Source organism: Nostoc sp. (assembly GCF_036917275.1).
GTDB lineage: Bacteria > Cyanobacteriota > Cyanobacteriia > Cyanobacteriales > Nostocaceae > Nostoc.
Window position 1 is genome coordinate 35887 of the sequence record NZ_JBALDF010000060.1, and the last position, 14561, is coordinate 50447.

The 14561-nt window shown below is 41.4% G+C and carries 16 protein-coding genes; 7 read left to right on the top strand and 9 right to left on the bottom strand.

Annotated features, from left to right (window positions below):
• The first annotated feature begins 497 nt into the window (after nt 1–497).
• Complete coding sequence (locus V7K35_RS23435; protein ID WP_335082109.1) at nt 498–1037, top strand: phycobiliprotein lyase; 540 nt, start codon at nt 498–500, stop codon at nt 1035–1037.
• A 266-nt stretch (nt 1038–1303) separates the two neighbouring features.
• The gene (locus tag V7K35_RS23440) at nt 1304–1633 is read left to right on the top strand and encodes an RNA recognition motif domain-containing protein (RefSeq protein WP_292701478.1); all 330 of its coding nucleotides are present in this window, start codon (nt 1304–1306) and stop codon (nt 1631–1633) included.
• A 122-nt stretch (nt 1634–1755) separates the two neighbouring features.
• Here V7K35_RS23440 and V7K35_RS23445 read toward each other — a convergent pair whose 3' ends face one another.
• The 6 genes from V7K35_RS23445 to V7K35_RS23470 all read right to left on the bottom strand — a co-directional run bounded on the left by V7K35_RS23445 (nt 1756) and on the right by V7K35_RS23470 (nt 7287).
• The gene (locus V7K35_RS23445; RefSeq protein WP_335082111.1) at nt 1756–2139 is read right to left on the bottom strand and encodes a nuclear transport factor 2 family protein; all 384 of its coding nucleotides are present in this window, start codon (nt 2137–2139) and stop codon (nt 1756–1758) included.
• Between the two features lie 50 nt (nt 2140–2189).
• Entirely contained in the window at nt 2190–2660 is a 471-nt protein-coding gene (locus V7K35_RS23450; RefSeq protein ID WP_335082113.1) for a type II toxin-antitoxin system VapC family toxin, read from the bottom strand.
• Nucleotides 2660–2887 (bottom strand): hypothetical protein, encoded by a 228-nt coding sequence (locus tag V7K35_RS23455; protein ID WP_335082115.1) that lies wholly within the window; start codon nt 2885–2887, stop codon nt 2660–2662. The genes V7K35_RS23450 and V7K35_RS23455 overlap by 1 nt, the downstream gene beginning before the upstream one ends.
• 347 nt (nt 2888–3234) lie before the next feature.
• Entirely contained in the window at nt 3235–3411 is a 177-nt protein-coding gene (locus V7K35_RS23460; protein ID WP_335082117.1) for a hypothetical protein, read from the bottom strand.
• 331 nt (nt 3412–3742) lie between these two features.
• Nucleotides 3743–5455 (bottom strand): diflavin flavoprotein, encoded by a 1713-nt coding sequence (locus tag V7K35_RS23465; RefSeq protein WP_335082119.1) that lies wholly within the window; start codon nt 5453–5455, stop codon nt 3743–3745.
• A 107-nt stretch (nt 5456–5562) separates the two neighbouring features.
• On the bottom strand, nt 5563–7287 hold the full coding sequence (locus tag V7K35_RS23470) for a diflavin flavoprotein (protein WP_335082121.1): 1725 nt from the start codon (nt 7285–7287) through the stop codon (nt 5563–5565).
• Nucleotides 7288–7397: 110 nt separating this feature from the next.
• Between V7K35_RS23470 and V7K35_RS23475 the strand changes: the two genes are divergently transcribed.
• The 3 genes from V7K35_RS23475 to V7K35_RS23485 all read left to right on the top strand — a co-directional run bounded on the left by V7K35_RS23475 (nt 7398) and on the right by V7K35_RS23485 (nt 9685).
• On the top strand, nt 7398–8210 hold the full coding sequence (locus tag V7K35_RS23475) for a pantothenate kinase (protein ID WP_335082123.1): 813 nt from the start codon (nt 7398–7400) through the stop codon (nt 8208–8210).
• 163 nt (nt 8211–8373) lie between these two features.
• Entirely contained in the window at nt 8374–9126 is a 753-nt protein-coding gene (locus V7K35_RS23480) for a type IV pilus modification PilV family protein (protein WP_335082125.1), read from the top strand.
• Nucleotides 9127–9151: 25 nt separating this feature from the next.
• A complete protein-coding gene (locus V7K35_RS23485) occupies nt 9152–9685 on the top strand; it encodes a hypothetical protein (protein ID WP_335082127.1) in 534 nt (177 codons plus the stop codon).
• Nucleotides 9686–9778: 93 nt separating this feature from the next.
• Here the strand turns inward: V7K35_RS23485 and V7K35_RS23490 are convergent, their stop codons facing one another.
• Complete coding sequence (locus tag V7K35_RS23490; RefSeq protein ID WP_335082129.1) at nt 9779–10591, bottom strand: alpha/beta fold hydrolase; 813 nt, start codon at nt 10589–10591, stop codon at nt 9779–9781.
• A gap of 83 nt (nt 10592–10674) precedes the next feature.
• Nucleotides 10675–11169, bottom strand: a complete 495-nt coding sequence (locus tag V7K35_RS23495) for an NUDIX hydrolase (protein WP_334797961.1) — start codon at nt 11167–11169, stop codon at nt 10675–10677.
• 611 nt (nt 11170–11780) lie between these two features.
• Between V7K35_RS23495 and V7K35_RS23500 the strand changes: the two genes are divergently transcribed.
• Nucleotides 11781–12386 carry a PEP-CTERM sorting domain-containing protein gene (locus V7K35_RS23500; protein ID WP_335082131.1) on the top strand — a complete coding sequence of 202 codons (606 nt, stop codon included), beginning with the start codon at nt 11781–11783 and terminating at the stop codon, nt 12384–12386.
• A gap of 470 nt (nt 12387–12856) precedes the next feature.
• Nucleotides 12857–13024 carry a hypothetical protein gene (locus tag V7K35_RS23505; RefSeq protein ID WP_012412073.1) on the top strand — a complete coding sequence of 56 codons (168 nt, stop codon included), beginning with the start codon at nt 12857–12859 and terminating at the stop codon, nt 13022–13024.
• A gap of 74 nt (nt 13025–13098) precedes the next feature.
• On the opposite strand, the gene argH is transcribed toward V7K35_RS23505, so the two are convergent.
• Complete coding sequence (argH, locus tag V7K35_RS23510; protein ID WP_335082133.1) at nt 13099–14487, bottom strand: argininosuccinate lyase; 1389 nt, start codon at nt 14485–14487, stop codon at nt 13099–13101.
• Nucleotides 14488–14561 lie beyond the last annotated feature (74 nt).

Sequence of the window (14561 nt, forward strand, 5' to 3'; positions counted from 1 at the left end):
GGATTAAACAGCCGTGCATTACCAAGTAATTTTGAAACATTATGACCAATGAAAAGCGGCGAGAGTCAATTAACTATCTTCTTGCAGAATCTTGTATCAAAAATTACTTTTTATTGCAAATAATTCTCACCACTTTAAGTCATTACATCGAGGAGGCAATTTTTTCGCTGACGATGCAATTATTAATTTAGTATAAATACTTTTAAATTTATTGCCATCTGCCCTTAGTAGAAGACTTGCGTTTCCTGAAGATATCGGACTTTTACGCCCCTACTTCTAAAATGGGCGGTATCAAATAATGATACTTATGCTTACATACCAAAATTTAACTATAGCAAAATGCCTAGTAATTTTTACGGTTAATTAGATATATTAAGAAAAGTAAAGATAAATTGCTTTTTTTGACGCTGTAATATTTCGATCAAGCAATTGCGTATACAGCAAAGAAAAGACCGATATCTACTACAGCCACGAATCTTAAATGAGGAAAGTTACAAGTGACATCATTATTAAAAATTGTCCAAACTATAGATGAATCACAGATTTCGGAATTTTTCCAGGAATCAGAGGGTAAGTGGCGATCGCAACGACGCTATTACACCCTACCTCAGGGAGAAACCAAGGAGATGGAGAGTATAGTTACGATCAATTTTCTAGAGCCGGGCTGTGATCAATTGCAAAAGCTAGCTCAGATGCACGATTTGCCTGATACAGTCAGTTTGATCTGTGGTGCAGCAGTTACATGGGATACGGATGTGCCCAAGGCCAGGAAAGAGTCGCAAGGTTCAACGATATTTGGGGCTATGGGAAACATTTTGTATCGCGATCGCGGTTTTGCCATATCCAAACCAGTCACCGCCCAGTATTATTTCTCCAACCCGAAAACACTGTGTTTGCGAACTGAATACAACGGTTCAGTGTTTGAAGAAGAGTTAAAGCTAATTGGCAGCAAATACCGCACCAGGCAGACTATCATCTCCCGTGCTGGTGAGCAGTTGATGATTGGTCAATATTTAGAAAAGAGAGTGGAGGATTAGTTTATCGGGTGGGTGTGGCTGGCAGCTATAACTTCACCCGTTTTGGTACTACCCAGCACTTAGCTATTAACTGCTATATAACTTTTTATAACATTTTGTCAAACTTTACTCCAGAAAATTAGTTGCCATGTCATCATGGAAAGTGAAATGAGAATTAATTCGGCGACAGTGTTTGTTTTTAGTATTGACAGGCTTTTTCCTCTTGGTATTACAGACTTCTCTCCGAAATCTAAATCTCTACAAACTTATGATTTTGGAGACATTTAATGTCAATTTACGTTGGTAACCTCTCCTATGAAGTTACACAAGATGCACTGAGTGCTGTTTTTGCAGAATATGGTGCTGTAAAGCGTGTTCAGTTGCCTACTGATCGTGAAACAGGTCGTTTACGCGGCTTTGCTTTCGTGGAAATGAGTTCAGAAGATGAAGAAACAAAAGCCATTGAAGCTCTTGATGGGGCTGAATGGCTGGGTCGGGACCTGAAAGTAAATAAGGCCAAGCCCAGAGAAGACCGAGGTGGTTCCTTCGGTGGTGGTGGTAATCGTGGCGGTGGTGGCGGCGGCTACAACCGTGGCGGCGGTGGTGGTCGCTACTAAGCTAAATAGGCGAAAGCAACTTAGTTGAATCTAGAAAAGGCTCAGGCAGGAATGCTTGAGCCTTTTCTATGGAAAAACTATGAACTATGAATAATTTTGGACAGTTGCTAATTATATTGCACCTATGATTCTTTAACCAGAGTGCCCTGATGAAAAATCATTTTCCATTGATCATTGTTCAATTTCCAGATGGAACTTCGCAGCGAATGAACAGGCTGTTCCCCAGATATATGTCTGACTATACGATAGGTTACTAAAACAACCCCTGTTGCCAAAACTAAGGTTTTGAATTCTGTTATCGCTCTTTGAGTCAGGGGTTTTATAAGTTCATTTTGCAAGCTGTTGATAATTTGCTGTTTATCGAAAACACGCCCTGAACTTCCGAACTCAATGAACTCGTCAGCAAGTAAGTCCATGATATCTTTAGCTGACTTTCGTATATCCGGTTGAAGCAAACGCTCCTCCAACTCACAAAGAAGTGATTCTTCTAAATAGTCTGCTTTCATCTACTTACTGGAGTTGATTATGCCTCTTGCATAAGTCGAATAGACCCCCCTTAATCCCCCCTTATAAAGGGGGGAAACTTTAAATCTTGCCCCCTCCCCTTCATAAGGGACATCAACCGATTTCTCATATCTTTAGGTGAGAGTACCGGAATGGGTGAACCTGTGAATCCATCTATATCACGAGTAACGATCGCCTCTAAGCCCAACTTAATCGCCGATGCTACCTGCACCGCATCTTCAAAATCAGTTAACCCCAATGCGATCGCCTGTTCTAGCATCTCGCGATCCACTGCACAAATTTCCATCAGTGCCAACAATCGAGTCACTGCGGCAATCGCAACTTCAGCACTCTTGGTTTGGCGTCCAACCAAATAATGCACATCCGTAACCGTTGTTGCCGACATAAACCCTTCAACTTGCCCCGATTCAACCGTCTCTAACAAAAAAGCAGCATCCGCCACAAAAGGTTCACGCGCTAGCAAAGCATCCAGCAAAATGTTTGTATCAAATAAAATTCGCATTACAGATACTTTTGCACCAACCGCTCATCTAGCATGGCTTTGACTTCTTCATCTGTAGGTGGCAGGGTGTCAGTCTTCGCAATGCCAATTAAACTCGCAGCTAAACCCTTCGGCTTTGACGTTGGCTGGAGTTTTGGTTGGAGCGATCGCATCAATGTATTGATTAACTGCCAACGATCCTCGGCAGATAATCTCAGTGCTTGATCTTCAAGTTCACGTAACGTCATGGCAATGATTTCTAATAGAAAGCATTAAGTGTTCAGAATCAGTAGGAAATACCTCTGTCTCAAATTTTAGCCGTTTGTGCTTCCCAATATCGTGACAATTTTATCCAAGCAGCATCAGATGATCGCTCTCAATTACTCGTACTTTGGGATCACCTCATAGAAGACCCTTCGGCAGTTGACGCTGAACATTCTGTTTATTCTTGAGTTAGATTGAGTGGCACAAACATAATTTCAAAAACAAATATTTTCAAGTTTTATAAGACAGTCCCGCAGGTATGACTACACTACGGGACTGAATAAACGGATATTCAGAGCAGATGTTCGGTACTTCTTACAGGCTCCAAATACTAATCGTCTTTCTGTCTATCATCACCACTTGTGCCTGTGTCTGTGTCTCTTGTATCTTTCGCAACAATCTCAGTGCAGATAAACTTTTCAAGAACTTTGTCGAGGTTTAGCAATTTAACACTGGTTTGCGCCACATCAACCTTCTCCAAGGTTTTCGTTTTCAAACTTGTAACCATTGATTTCTCCTTACTGAAAAATTCACTGGAATGTTAGCATAGTCCAAGCTGTATAACTAATTTTTATACGAAAATCTTCCGTATAATCATTTGATCGATGACTATGTATTAGTATTACAGGCATTTTTCTTGATGCTATGCAGAATTTTTCTACATTTATTATTCATATTATAGATAGTATACATATTTACTCAGTATAATAACTTGACTTAGGGCGGTTATATAGAATTTTTCTGCATAACATCTTTATGTAAAATATTAAACGGAAATTTTCTAGATAACATTTTATGGAAGAATGCCCTAAAAAATTGCTGGAATAAGTACAAAATGTCTAATAATGAGTTGCCGACTTGCGATGATGCACGGCTGTAATGCCGTCTTGATTTAGCACTTTGCCACTCTCAACGGTTGCATAAACCAACCAATGATCGCCAGATTCCATCCGGTTTTGTACGGAACATTCTAAATATGCTAATGCATCGGTAAGGATGGGAGAACCGCTTTCAGTTTCTTGGGTAGCGACATCAGCAAATCGGTCTTGTCCTGGGCCGAAGGGTTTAAGGAAGTGCTTCATTAACCCCAAATGATTACCTTCTTTGAGGATATTGAGGACAAATTTATTGCCAGAATGTGTCAGTGTTTCTACTGCGCGGTCTTTAGCTACAGCTATGGTTAAACCAGGGGGACTAAAGCTGGCTTGAGCCACCCAAGAGGCTAACATGGCACTGGAACGATCGCCTTCTTTTGCTGTGAGAACACAAAGAGAACCGACAATCCGACCAACTGCTTGTTCTACACTTGTTGCTGGTTGCCTTGGCGATCGCACTTTTCTAGCTTTCTTCAGTGCTTGGGCAAAGTCGGTTCCAGCTTCTTCACATAATTGTAAGGTGGCATCGTTGGGTTTGAATTTTACGCGGATGGTATCAAAACCAAACCGATAGCCAGCGTCTTTCAATTTACCCTCAATTAAATCAACTGCTTCCCCACTCCAGCCAAAGGAACCAAAAACACCAGCGAGTTTATTGTTAGTAGCGGTGGATAGTACAATTCCTAAAGCTGTTTGCACAGGTGTGGGTGCATGACCGCCGAGGGTAGGAGAACCCATGATGAAACCGCCGGCTTTTTCCACAGCCGCCCGGATTTCTTCTGGTTCAGTAAATTCGCAGTTAATCGATTCTACAGCAACGCCAGCTTTTGTGATCCCACGAGCGATCGCTTGAGCCAATGTGGCTGTATTCCCGTAAGCTGATGCATAAATCAACGCTACTGTCAAGTCAGCAGATGTTTGCTGTTGACTCCATTCCCGATAAGCTTTGGTCAGGTCGATTAAGCCATAGCGTACCAAAGGTCCGTGTCCAGTGGCATACATTCGCACGGGAAAATCGGCAAGTTTATCCAGCGCTGTTTCAACTTGACGGGCATGAGGAGCCATCAGGCAATCAAAATAATAACGCCGATCTTCGTTATATATTTCCCAGCCTTCATCAAATACTTGATCTCCGCAAACATGCGCCCCAAATAACTTATCTGTGTAGAGAATTTCTGTTTGCGGATCGTAGGTGCAAAGTTGATCTGCATAGCGGGGATTGGGGGTAGGAATAAATTGTAAATTATGCCCATTGCCCAAATCTAGAGTTTCTTCTCCCCGCATGACAATAATTTGCAAATCTGGATTTTCCAGCGCCCCACGTAAATTTTTTGCTCCCGGATTAGAACAAACAAAAGTGATTTGCGGGGCAATTTCCAACAAAGCTTTTAAAGTCGCAGCGCGGTTGGGGTTGACATGTCCCAAAATTACATAATCTAACTCTTCGACATGGAAACGCTGCTGTAAAGCTTGTAAATAAATTTCCGTGAAGGTTTCCCCTGGAGGGTCAATGATGGCATTTTTATCACTTTCTATTAAATAAGAATTAGCAGTTGTACCCTTAGCAAGAGCATATTCAATTTCAAATCTAAGCCTTGACCAACTGCGCGATCGCAGTATTCTTGTATCTGTAGCTATTGGATAAACTTGAACGTCACGGGGTTGATTTACTGACATGGCTTTATTGGGAATTGGGTACTGGTGATTGGGGATTGGGTACTGGATATTGGGTATTTGGAAAACTTTTTGCTAGTTCCTAGTCCCCAATCCCTAGTCCCCAGTCCCTAATAGTGATTACCGACTTTACGGTGATGCACAGCAGTTAAAGCATCTGGCTTAGAAACCCGTCCGGCGTAGACGGTGCTGTATACTGCCCAATGGTCGCCACAATCCATTCTACTGACGACTTCACACTCCATGTACGCGAGGGCATTGGTGAGGATGGGGGCACCATTTTCGGCTGGCTGGGTTTTCACACCTTCAAAGCGATCGGCACCTGGGGCGAACCGTTTCAAAAAGTGCTTCATTAGTGGTTGGAAATTGCCTTCTTCTAAAATGTTAAGAACAAAGCGATCGCCTACTTGCATGAGTGATTCAATTGCCCGATCTTTGGCGACTGCAATAGAAAATCCCAAGGGTTTGAAGCTGGCTTGATTCACCCACGAGGCTAGCATGGCACTGGAAACATCACCTTTTTTAGCGGTGATAATATATAGTCCGCCGCTGAGTCTACCAAGTGCTTTATCCAAGTCAGCACCCAGAGATTTCATGACTTTGATGCTGCGATCGCGTGTTACCCATTGCCCTAAGTCTGTACCCGCTTCTTCACAGAGCTTGTAGGTATTTTCTGTGGGTGTTTGTTTAATCCGAATTGCGGGAAAAACCGTTGTCAAACCCAAATTGCGGAATTTACTCACCAACGGATCTATCGGCTCATCATCGCCACCACCAGTTTCAAACACGCCGATGGCTTGCTTTTCTTTGGCAGATCCTAAAACTGTACTGAGTGCAGCTTGGATGCTAGCAGCGCCAGAAGCCGGAGGTAGACCAACGATTAGCCCAGCACAACGGCTAACTAGTTCCCGCAGTTCTTGTAAATCGACTTCAGACCCCAAATCGACAATTTCCACGGCGACACCAGTTTTACCGATACCGTTGGCAATTGCTTGCGCGAGGCGATCGCTATATCCGTATTCGGAAACGTAAAATATCCCAATTGTTGTTTCTGCCTTGGTTTGGGTTTGGCTCCAAGTGCGGTAACGTCCAGTTAGTTCCTCAACATTGTGAGATAATAATGGGCCGTGTCCTGTGGCAATCATCCCGATGGTTTTCAATTCAGCCATCCGCTTCAGGGCAGATAAAACTGAGCGTGCATTCGGTCCCATCAAGCAATCATAGTAGTAATGAAAGTCTTCTTCGATAGCCGCCAAGTCTTCATCAAAGGTGCTATCTGAGCAATAGTGTAGCCCAAAAGCATCGCAGGTATAGAGAATTTTGGTTTTGTGGTCAAAGCTGAAAATGGTATCCGGCCAATGTAAATTTGGGGCAATCACGAATTCAAATTCATGACCATTGCCCAAATCTAAGCGATCGCCATTTTTGACAATCCGCCGTTTGAATGGCTGATGTATCAAATCCTCCAGAAACTGAATCGCCACCTTAGAGCCGACAACGGTAATTTCTGGAGCCATTTGCAGCAAATCTTTAACTAAACCGCTGTGGTCTGGCTCAGTGTGGCTGATAATCAAGTAATCAATCTCTGTTGGCTTGATTAGTCCGGTAAGCGTATCAAAGTATAGTTGACGAAACTTTTCGTGGGAGGTATCAACTAAGGCAGTCTGCTCCCCACGGATGATAAACGAGTTATAAGTAGTACCGTTTTGCAGACCAAACTCAATATCGAAGCGATCGCGATCCCAATCCAAAGAGCGAATAGCCGTCGTCTCTTGAGCGATTTCTACAGTCTGTATGGTGAGCCGTTTTTCAGTTTTTTCGGTGAGCGCTACCATAACTCCCCTCCTTGACAAATTGAGTATTTATTCCCCTAGTTTTATTGTTACATGCCTTGAATGTTAATTTTTATTAAAAAACCTATGACTGACTTAAAAAAGTTAAAACAGTGAAACCGCATAAGCACCCAGAACATACAAAGAATGTTTGGCTAGCTTTGGAAATTGGGAATTCTCGGCTGCATTGGGCATTATTTCTAGACGAGACGCTTTCCTCAGCTTGGGATACTGACTATTTTCCTGAGTCTCTCATACAGCAGTTGACTAAGTGTCAAACCCTGAATGATTTACTAAAGAAAATTTTTCCACCCGATCAGCCAAGTGATTTTTTCACTCTCACAAAGATTCCTCCCCTCCTCATAGCCTCTGTAGTTCCCAGCCAAACTGCTATTTGGCAAACTTATCCCAACGTTCGGGTTATTACTTTAGACCAAGTACCGCTCAAAGGTATGTATCCCACATTAGGAATTGACCGCGCTTTAGCTTTGTGGGGTGCGGGGAAAACTTGGGGTTTTCCAATGTTGGTGATTGATGCTGGGACAGCGCTGACTTTTACGGCTGCGGATGCTAATCAATGTCTGATTGGAGGTGCAATTCTGCCAGGAATAGGTTTGCAATTTGCGGCTCTCGGTCAACAAACAGGACAATTACCATTAGTAGAAATGCAAAATATTGCGTCTTTACCAGCACGTTTTGCACTTAATACTACAGAAGCAATTCAAAGTGGAGTTATTTATAGTTTAATTGCTGGAATAAAAGATTTTATTGAGGCGTGGTGGCATTTATTTCCTAATGGAAAGATTACCATTAAAGGGGGCGATCGCACTTTATTATTAAACTATCTAGAAGCCTTATATCCTGAAATAGCAACACATTTAATTGTGGAACCCAATTTGATTTTCTGGGGAATGTCTTTATATTAGCTTCATAAAATTTCGTTAGCTAATCAGTAAACACTGATTTTCTATCATTAAGTAAATATACGGTTATTAATATATTTATAAAGAGTATAGATTTAGTTTGATATTAGAACTTACAAGCCGTAACACTGAGATTAAAGTAAATATTGGGATAGATTCACATACTATGAACAAAAAATTGATAGCAGCTTTTGTACTGACAGTTTCAATACTTGGTGTGACGAAAGTTAATGCTTCACAAACATCTTCACAGTACACACAGCGATACATCATACAAGATATGTATGGTGCTGCATTTACCGCAAATGGACAGACTGAAGATTTAATTTCTTCACCAGCCACGCCATACCCGCTAAACAAAGCAATGTGGATATTTTTTCCGCAACAAACTAATAGACCTGGAGAATGGGTAGAATTGGGCGGAGGCAAAGGACTGACTGCTACATCAGTTACGATTCCTAACCCACAACTAGAGGATCAAACTTACTGGAATGGGCACTACTTCACTTATCAGCGTGTTACTGCGGATGGTAGTAGATGGTATTACGAAGGTAGGATTGGCAGCGCAAATCCTACAGGATCTCATCGATATAAACTAGAGCGGGATTTAACCCAACCTAATCGATGGAAATCATCTGTTGATAACGTTGCAGCTTTCTTCATTACGATTGCAGGGGCAAGTAATTACAATGTTGGGAAACAGTTAAATATTGGTATCGAGTCACAAGATAACCAACATTCATTTACAAACGGAACTTCTGTCGAGAATATCTGGTCTTATCCTGTAGGTGCATCAGGATTTCAGAATTACACTGGAACTGCACCTGTCGCCGCAGAAAATAATAACCGTGGGTGGTATTCGGGTTGGTTTCCTGTACAAAATGGAAGCCAAAACGCTATTCAATTCTTACGTCCTTAATAGATTGTAATCAACAGAGTAAAAGATGAAAAAGCTTTTGTTTTTAGGTATTTTGGCGATTGGTATAACAATTCCAACGACATCATTATTAGCGCAAAATTCAGTAGATAACCCAGATAACAGTGATCCTCCGGGATTGAGAAGACCCCCTGAATTAAACAAGCCTATTATTCCCGAGCCACCATCACCAACAACACCGACAGAATATCTTTACCCAGATAACAGCGCAAAACCCGTTTTGCAAATGATTACAAAAGAACGTGCGATTGGACAATTAAGACAAGGGTTGAATCTCAAAAATGCACGGCTTGTAACTTACGCCGATTACATCAAATTTAAAACTAAACTTGGCGGCGATATCATCGAAAATGCTCAAGTACATCCTAACCGTCGTGTCTGGTTAATTGAAATTGACGCACCAAACGGGATTGATGTAGCACAACGAGTCCGTGATGAAAAAACACCACATCCAGAAAAATTTAAAAAATCGAAAGTTTTAATGGTAGTGGATGCAGAAACTGGAGATAGACTAAGCATCGATATCGCAGAAAATCAATAATTTAAATTTTGACCCAGCTATTCTATTAACCTTTACGTTTATTTAGTTAATATAAATAAACGTTCTTTTCTGGATATAAGTTTTATGTAATTACTAATTTCTTTTAATAAACTCCTGAATTTCGATCGCCACAACCCCAGCACAAGATTCTGGTAAATCGTTTCCGGCATGGGTAATCATTTTCAACTCGACTTTTGGCATTAGTTGAGCATAAACCCGACTCTTGGCTAAAGCATCTGATGTATCTTGGCCACCTTGTAAAATAAAAACCGGGACATCTATCATGTAAAGCCGCTTTTGCACTAATTCCGCTTCAATCTCTGCTTGTTGCCTTTTGAAAAGTAACTGACAACCTATGGGATACGGCAATAGCGCCTGACGCAGCTGCAAGTCCTGGGCAATTTTTTCATGCCAACCTAAGATTTTAGTCAAAGGAGTGAGCGATCGCAACAATTTAACTATTAGTGGTGGATAGTTCAGTAATCGCCGCATCTTTTGGTAATACTGTTCTTGTCCTGCTATTTCTACGCCCTCTGGTGCTAGCAGCACCACACCATCAACTTTCTCTGGATACTTTAAAGCATAGCTAGCAGCAATCCAACCCCCAAGAGAATGCCCTACTAAATACACCTTTTCTATCTTGACAGCTTGCACAAATTCAGCTAGACATTCCACTTGTAAATCTATCGAATGGTGGATATTAGGATTCTCTGACTCACCAAACCCTAACAAATCAGGTGCGAAGCAATGGAAATCTTCTGCAAGAGACTCCATCACAGATAACCATTGACTGCTCTCATTCCAAGCACCATGTAAAAAAATTATAGGAGTTTTTTCACCTACTTCACGCCAGAATACCAGCCCTTGAGAAAGCTTTCTCCGGGAGTTACGGAATAGTGTACCCATTTTATTTAGTAGTTAACTTTTAGCACCATAATTAATAGTCATTAGCATCTGACAAAAGACAAATGACTAATGACAAAATATTATTATGCCAATGTTGTCAAGCCTTTTAAGTAGTCTTGCAACTGCCGAGTATGATCGTGAGACATTTGTCCTAAAGGTAGAAAATTGGGACAAAAAGCTTGGATTTCCATTACTTCTAAAGTATCCTGAATTTCCATTGTCCCATGTACCTCAGCTTCAACCACAATACAAATTGAGTGGATTCTGGGATCACGGTCTGGTGCGGAGTAAACTCCTACCAAACGGTTAATTTTCACCAATTCTAGCCCGGTTTCCTCCATCAATTCCCGGTGGACTGTGTTGGGAATATCTTCTCCCCAATCTACTATCCCTCCAGGCAATGCCCAAAGACCATCATCACGTCGCCGGATCAGTACTATCTGACCATCGGGTAAAATTGGGATGATACTAGTGCCAGTAATGGGATGACGAAATATGATACCCAGTACTGTTTGTCCAATCCGCCATAAGCTACGTGTGGACTGCACAGCTGCCGGAAAAAAAGCAATAACGTTCAATCTTTAAAATTTCTATGTTGTATTCTATAGTTCCCTACCACTTACATAAGCTCAACTAATCAAATTTTTGTTGAGTTTTGTTTTATACAAAAATGTTTGTGGTTTGAGATTTTATTCTCACGATTTACGTAGAATATTATTAATACTAACATCAAGTTTCAATAGAAGCACTGGATTAATATATAATATTTTTAAGTCAGAAAACTTTTCAGTTTAGAACTAACATTGGTCTTGCCCAAACCAGCTATCACTAATAGTTTTTCAGCACACATTCAAAAAAATCATCTGAATAATAAGTCTAAATTCTGAATTATAAAGAGACAATTAAGCGGCGTTTGACATTGCCACCTAATTCTTGATAATGTTGAACCTATCTCACTAAAATATTTTATGAATCCAGATGTAGATGATAGCGAGATCAATAAATGCTTCAAAATAAACCTTTCGACGCTCCCATCTAAGCCTCTCAAGAGTTAATTAACTTGTAATAAGGGCTGAAACCCTGGTTATATGCAACTTAAATGAATGCTCATTAGCTTAAGCTTAATATACGAAAACTCTCTATAAGAACCGCGATCGCTTTTGGTGTCAAAAGCGATCGCACAACTTCTATGAAAAATCTTACTTTACTATCTGCCATAGTCATCGCCACCATATCGGGACTGGTTTTCCAGACAATGCAACCTGCCTCTGCTTTAACTTGGAAGTGGAATTATTCTGGTAGTGGTATAGAGGCGATTGGTACTTTTACCACTGATAACACCCCTGACGATTTGGGTTTTTATCATATTGTGGCAATTACTGGTACACGAAATCGTGAAACAATTACTGGTCTGCAACCTGTAGGGACTCCAATACCAGGAAACGAACCTTTTGATGTTGATAATTTAGTTAGTCTGAATACTCACCAGTTAACAGGTGATGGTTTTGGGTATTCTACATCAGGGGGAAACTATTCTAATCCGTTTTTCGCTAGTTTCTTGCCAACACCAAGTTATTTAGAGGTTATTTCTGCGCCACCACTGACACCAGGTTTTGAAAATTTTGGGACAGAAGATAGTGAGTTACCTATTAGTTTTTCTGCAACCATAATTACCGTACATGAACCCACCTCTATCCTTAGCTTACTTGCCCTCGCTACTCTCGGTGCCCCTTCAGCATTCAAACGTAATAAGCTATCCAAATTAACTGAGAAGAAGCTTGAAAAACTTTCCTAAAACCATCAATAAAAAGCGTTGTCGCACAAATAGGGCAAAACGTTAAGCTCATCTACCCCTTTTAAGGGGTGGGTAATCGAGCGCCGACTTTCTGTAAATTTTGCTTGCATCTATTTCACTTTGCGTTGAATGATAAAGGTGAAAGCAATGTATTCGATTTAGGTCTAACGAATACTGAATTTTATTAGTGAGATAGCTTCTTGATTGGTTTGTTCTAAAAACAACAATTAGTTAGCTCATTTACATCCCTTTGACGTATTTGAATCAAAAAAAAGGTATTTTTCGTCTAGCTGGTGGGGATAATTCTAAATTGTTATTGACATAAAAAGTTAAATGCGGTAGACTAGTTCATTGTTTAAAGCGTATCGATTGCTGCACTAGGCTACAACTATATCAATAACATTGATAGCTGATATTGCCTACGTAATGCCTAGTTGCGACTTTTTTGTTGTTTATTTAATGAGGTGAACATGGCCAAGCGCCGTAACCCGAAAAAAGAGAAGGCGCTACGGAACCAGGCGTATGCCAGAAAGTTTCGTAAACGGACTACTACAGGAAGAATGCAGAGAAGGTTCCAACAAAGACCACCGAAGAGTGAAGAAGAAGAAGGCGCAGCAACAGCTGCTGACACTGACTAAGCTGTCTGCTTAAATCCTTGTTATTTAGATTATTTATTTTTTAGGGCGTACATTTATTTGTACGCCCTTATTTATTACTCGACAGCAATTTGAGTGCGGGCAGCTATGAGTGCTTTACTTACCTGTACAAAGCCAGTACCACCGTAACTATTACGGGCTGCCACAACTTGACGAGGGGATATAGCCTCATAAATATCTGCTGCAAATGCCGGATGTAGTTCTTGCCACTCTTCCAATTTCAAATCTTTCAGGAGTTTACCTGCGGCAATACTAGTTTTTACCACCTTACCCACAAGATTGTAAGCTTCCCGGAAAGGGACGCCTCGTGCTGCCAAATAATCTGCTACATCGGTAGCGTTGGAAAAATCTTCCGCCACAGCTTCTGCTAACCGCTGGGTACGAAATTCTAAGCCTTCCCTGAGCAAAATCGTCATCGCTTCTAGAGAGGCTTTGACTGTGTTGACACTATCAAATAGACCTTCTTTATCTTCTTGCAGGTCTTTGTTATATGCCAAGGGTAGCCCCTTCATAATCACTAACATCGCCTGAAGATGACCGAATACACGCCCCGTTTTCCCCCGCACAAGTTCTGGTACATCGGGGTTTTTCTTTTGGGGCATGATACTGGAACCCGTGGCACAGCTATCTTTGAGGGTGACAAAGCGAAATTCTTCAGATGACCAAAGAATGACTTCTTCTGCAAGGCGGCTGAGGTGAACCATAATCAAGCTAGCAGCACACAAGAATTCGATCGCAAAATCGCGATCGCTCACTCCATCAAGGCTATTAGCATAAATATCCTCAAAATCCAAGAGTTTGGCTGTGTAGTGGCGGTCAATCGGAAAAGTAGTTCCCGCTAAGGCACCGCACCCCAAAGGTGAGATATTCACGCGGCGAGAAACATCTCCTAAGCGTTCCCAGTCGCGTTGCGCCATTTGAAAGTATGCCAAGAGGTGGTGAGCTAAACTCAGGGGTTGGGCACGTTGTAGGTGAGTATAGCCAGGAATCAGGGTTTCAACGTGCTTTTGGGCTATATCCAGTAAAACACCTTGAAATTTCCGCAATTCGCTTTTGATTTGCTGAATTTGGTCGCGGAGGTAGAGTCTGGTATCAGTACCAACTTGGTCATTACGCGATCGCGCCGTATGCAGCTTTTTACCCACATCGCCGACAATTTCTGTTAGTCGTTTTTCAACTGCAAAATGGACATCTTCAGCATCGACACCAGGCTGAAATTTCCCTTGGCGGTATTCTTGGCGAATTTCTTCTAAACCTGCAACCAGTTGCTCACCTTCTTCTTGGGAGATAATGCCCGTGTGAGCTAGCATTTTGGCATGAGCTTGAGAACCAGTGAGGTCATATTCTATTAATTCAATATCAAAACCTATACTGGCATTAAAACGAGCGATCGCTGGATGCAACGCTGATTCAAACCGCTGGCTCCAAGTTTGTTTTTCGGTCATAAATTATCAAGAAAGGGGCATCAATTTTAGATTTTGGATTAATCATGAATCCAAAATCTAAAATTCAAAATTAC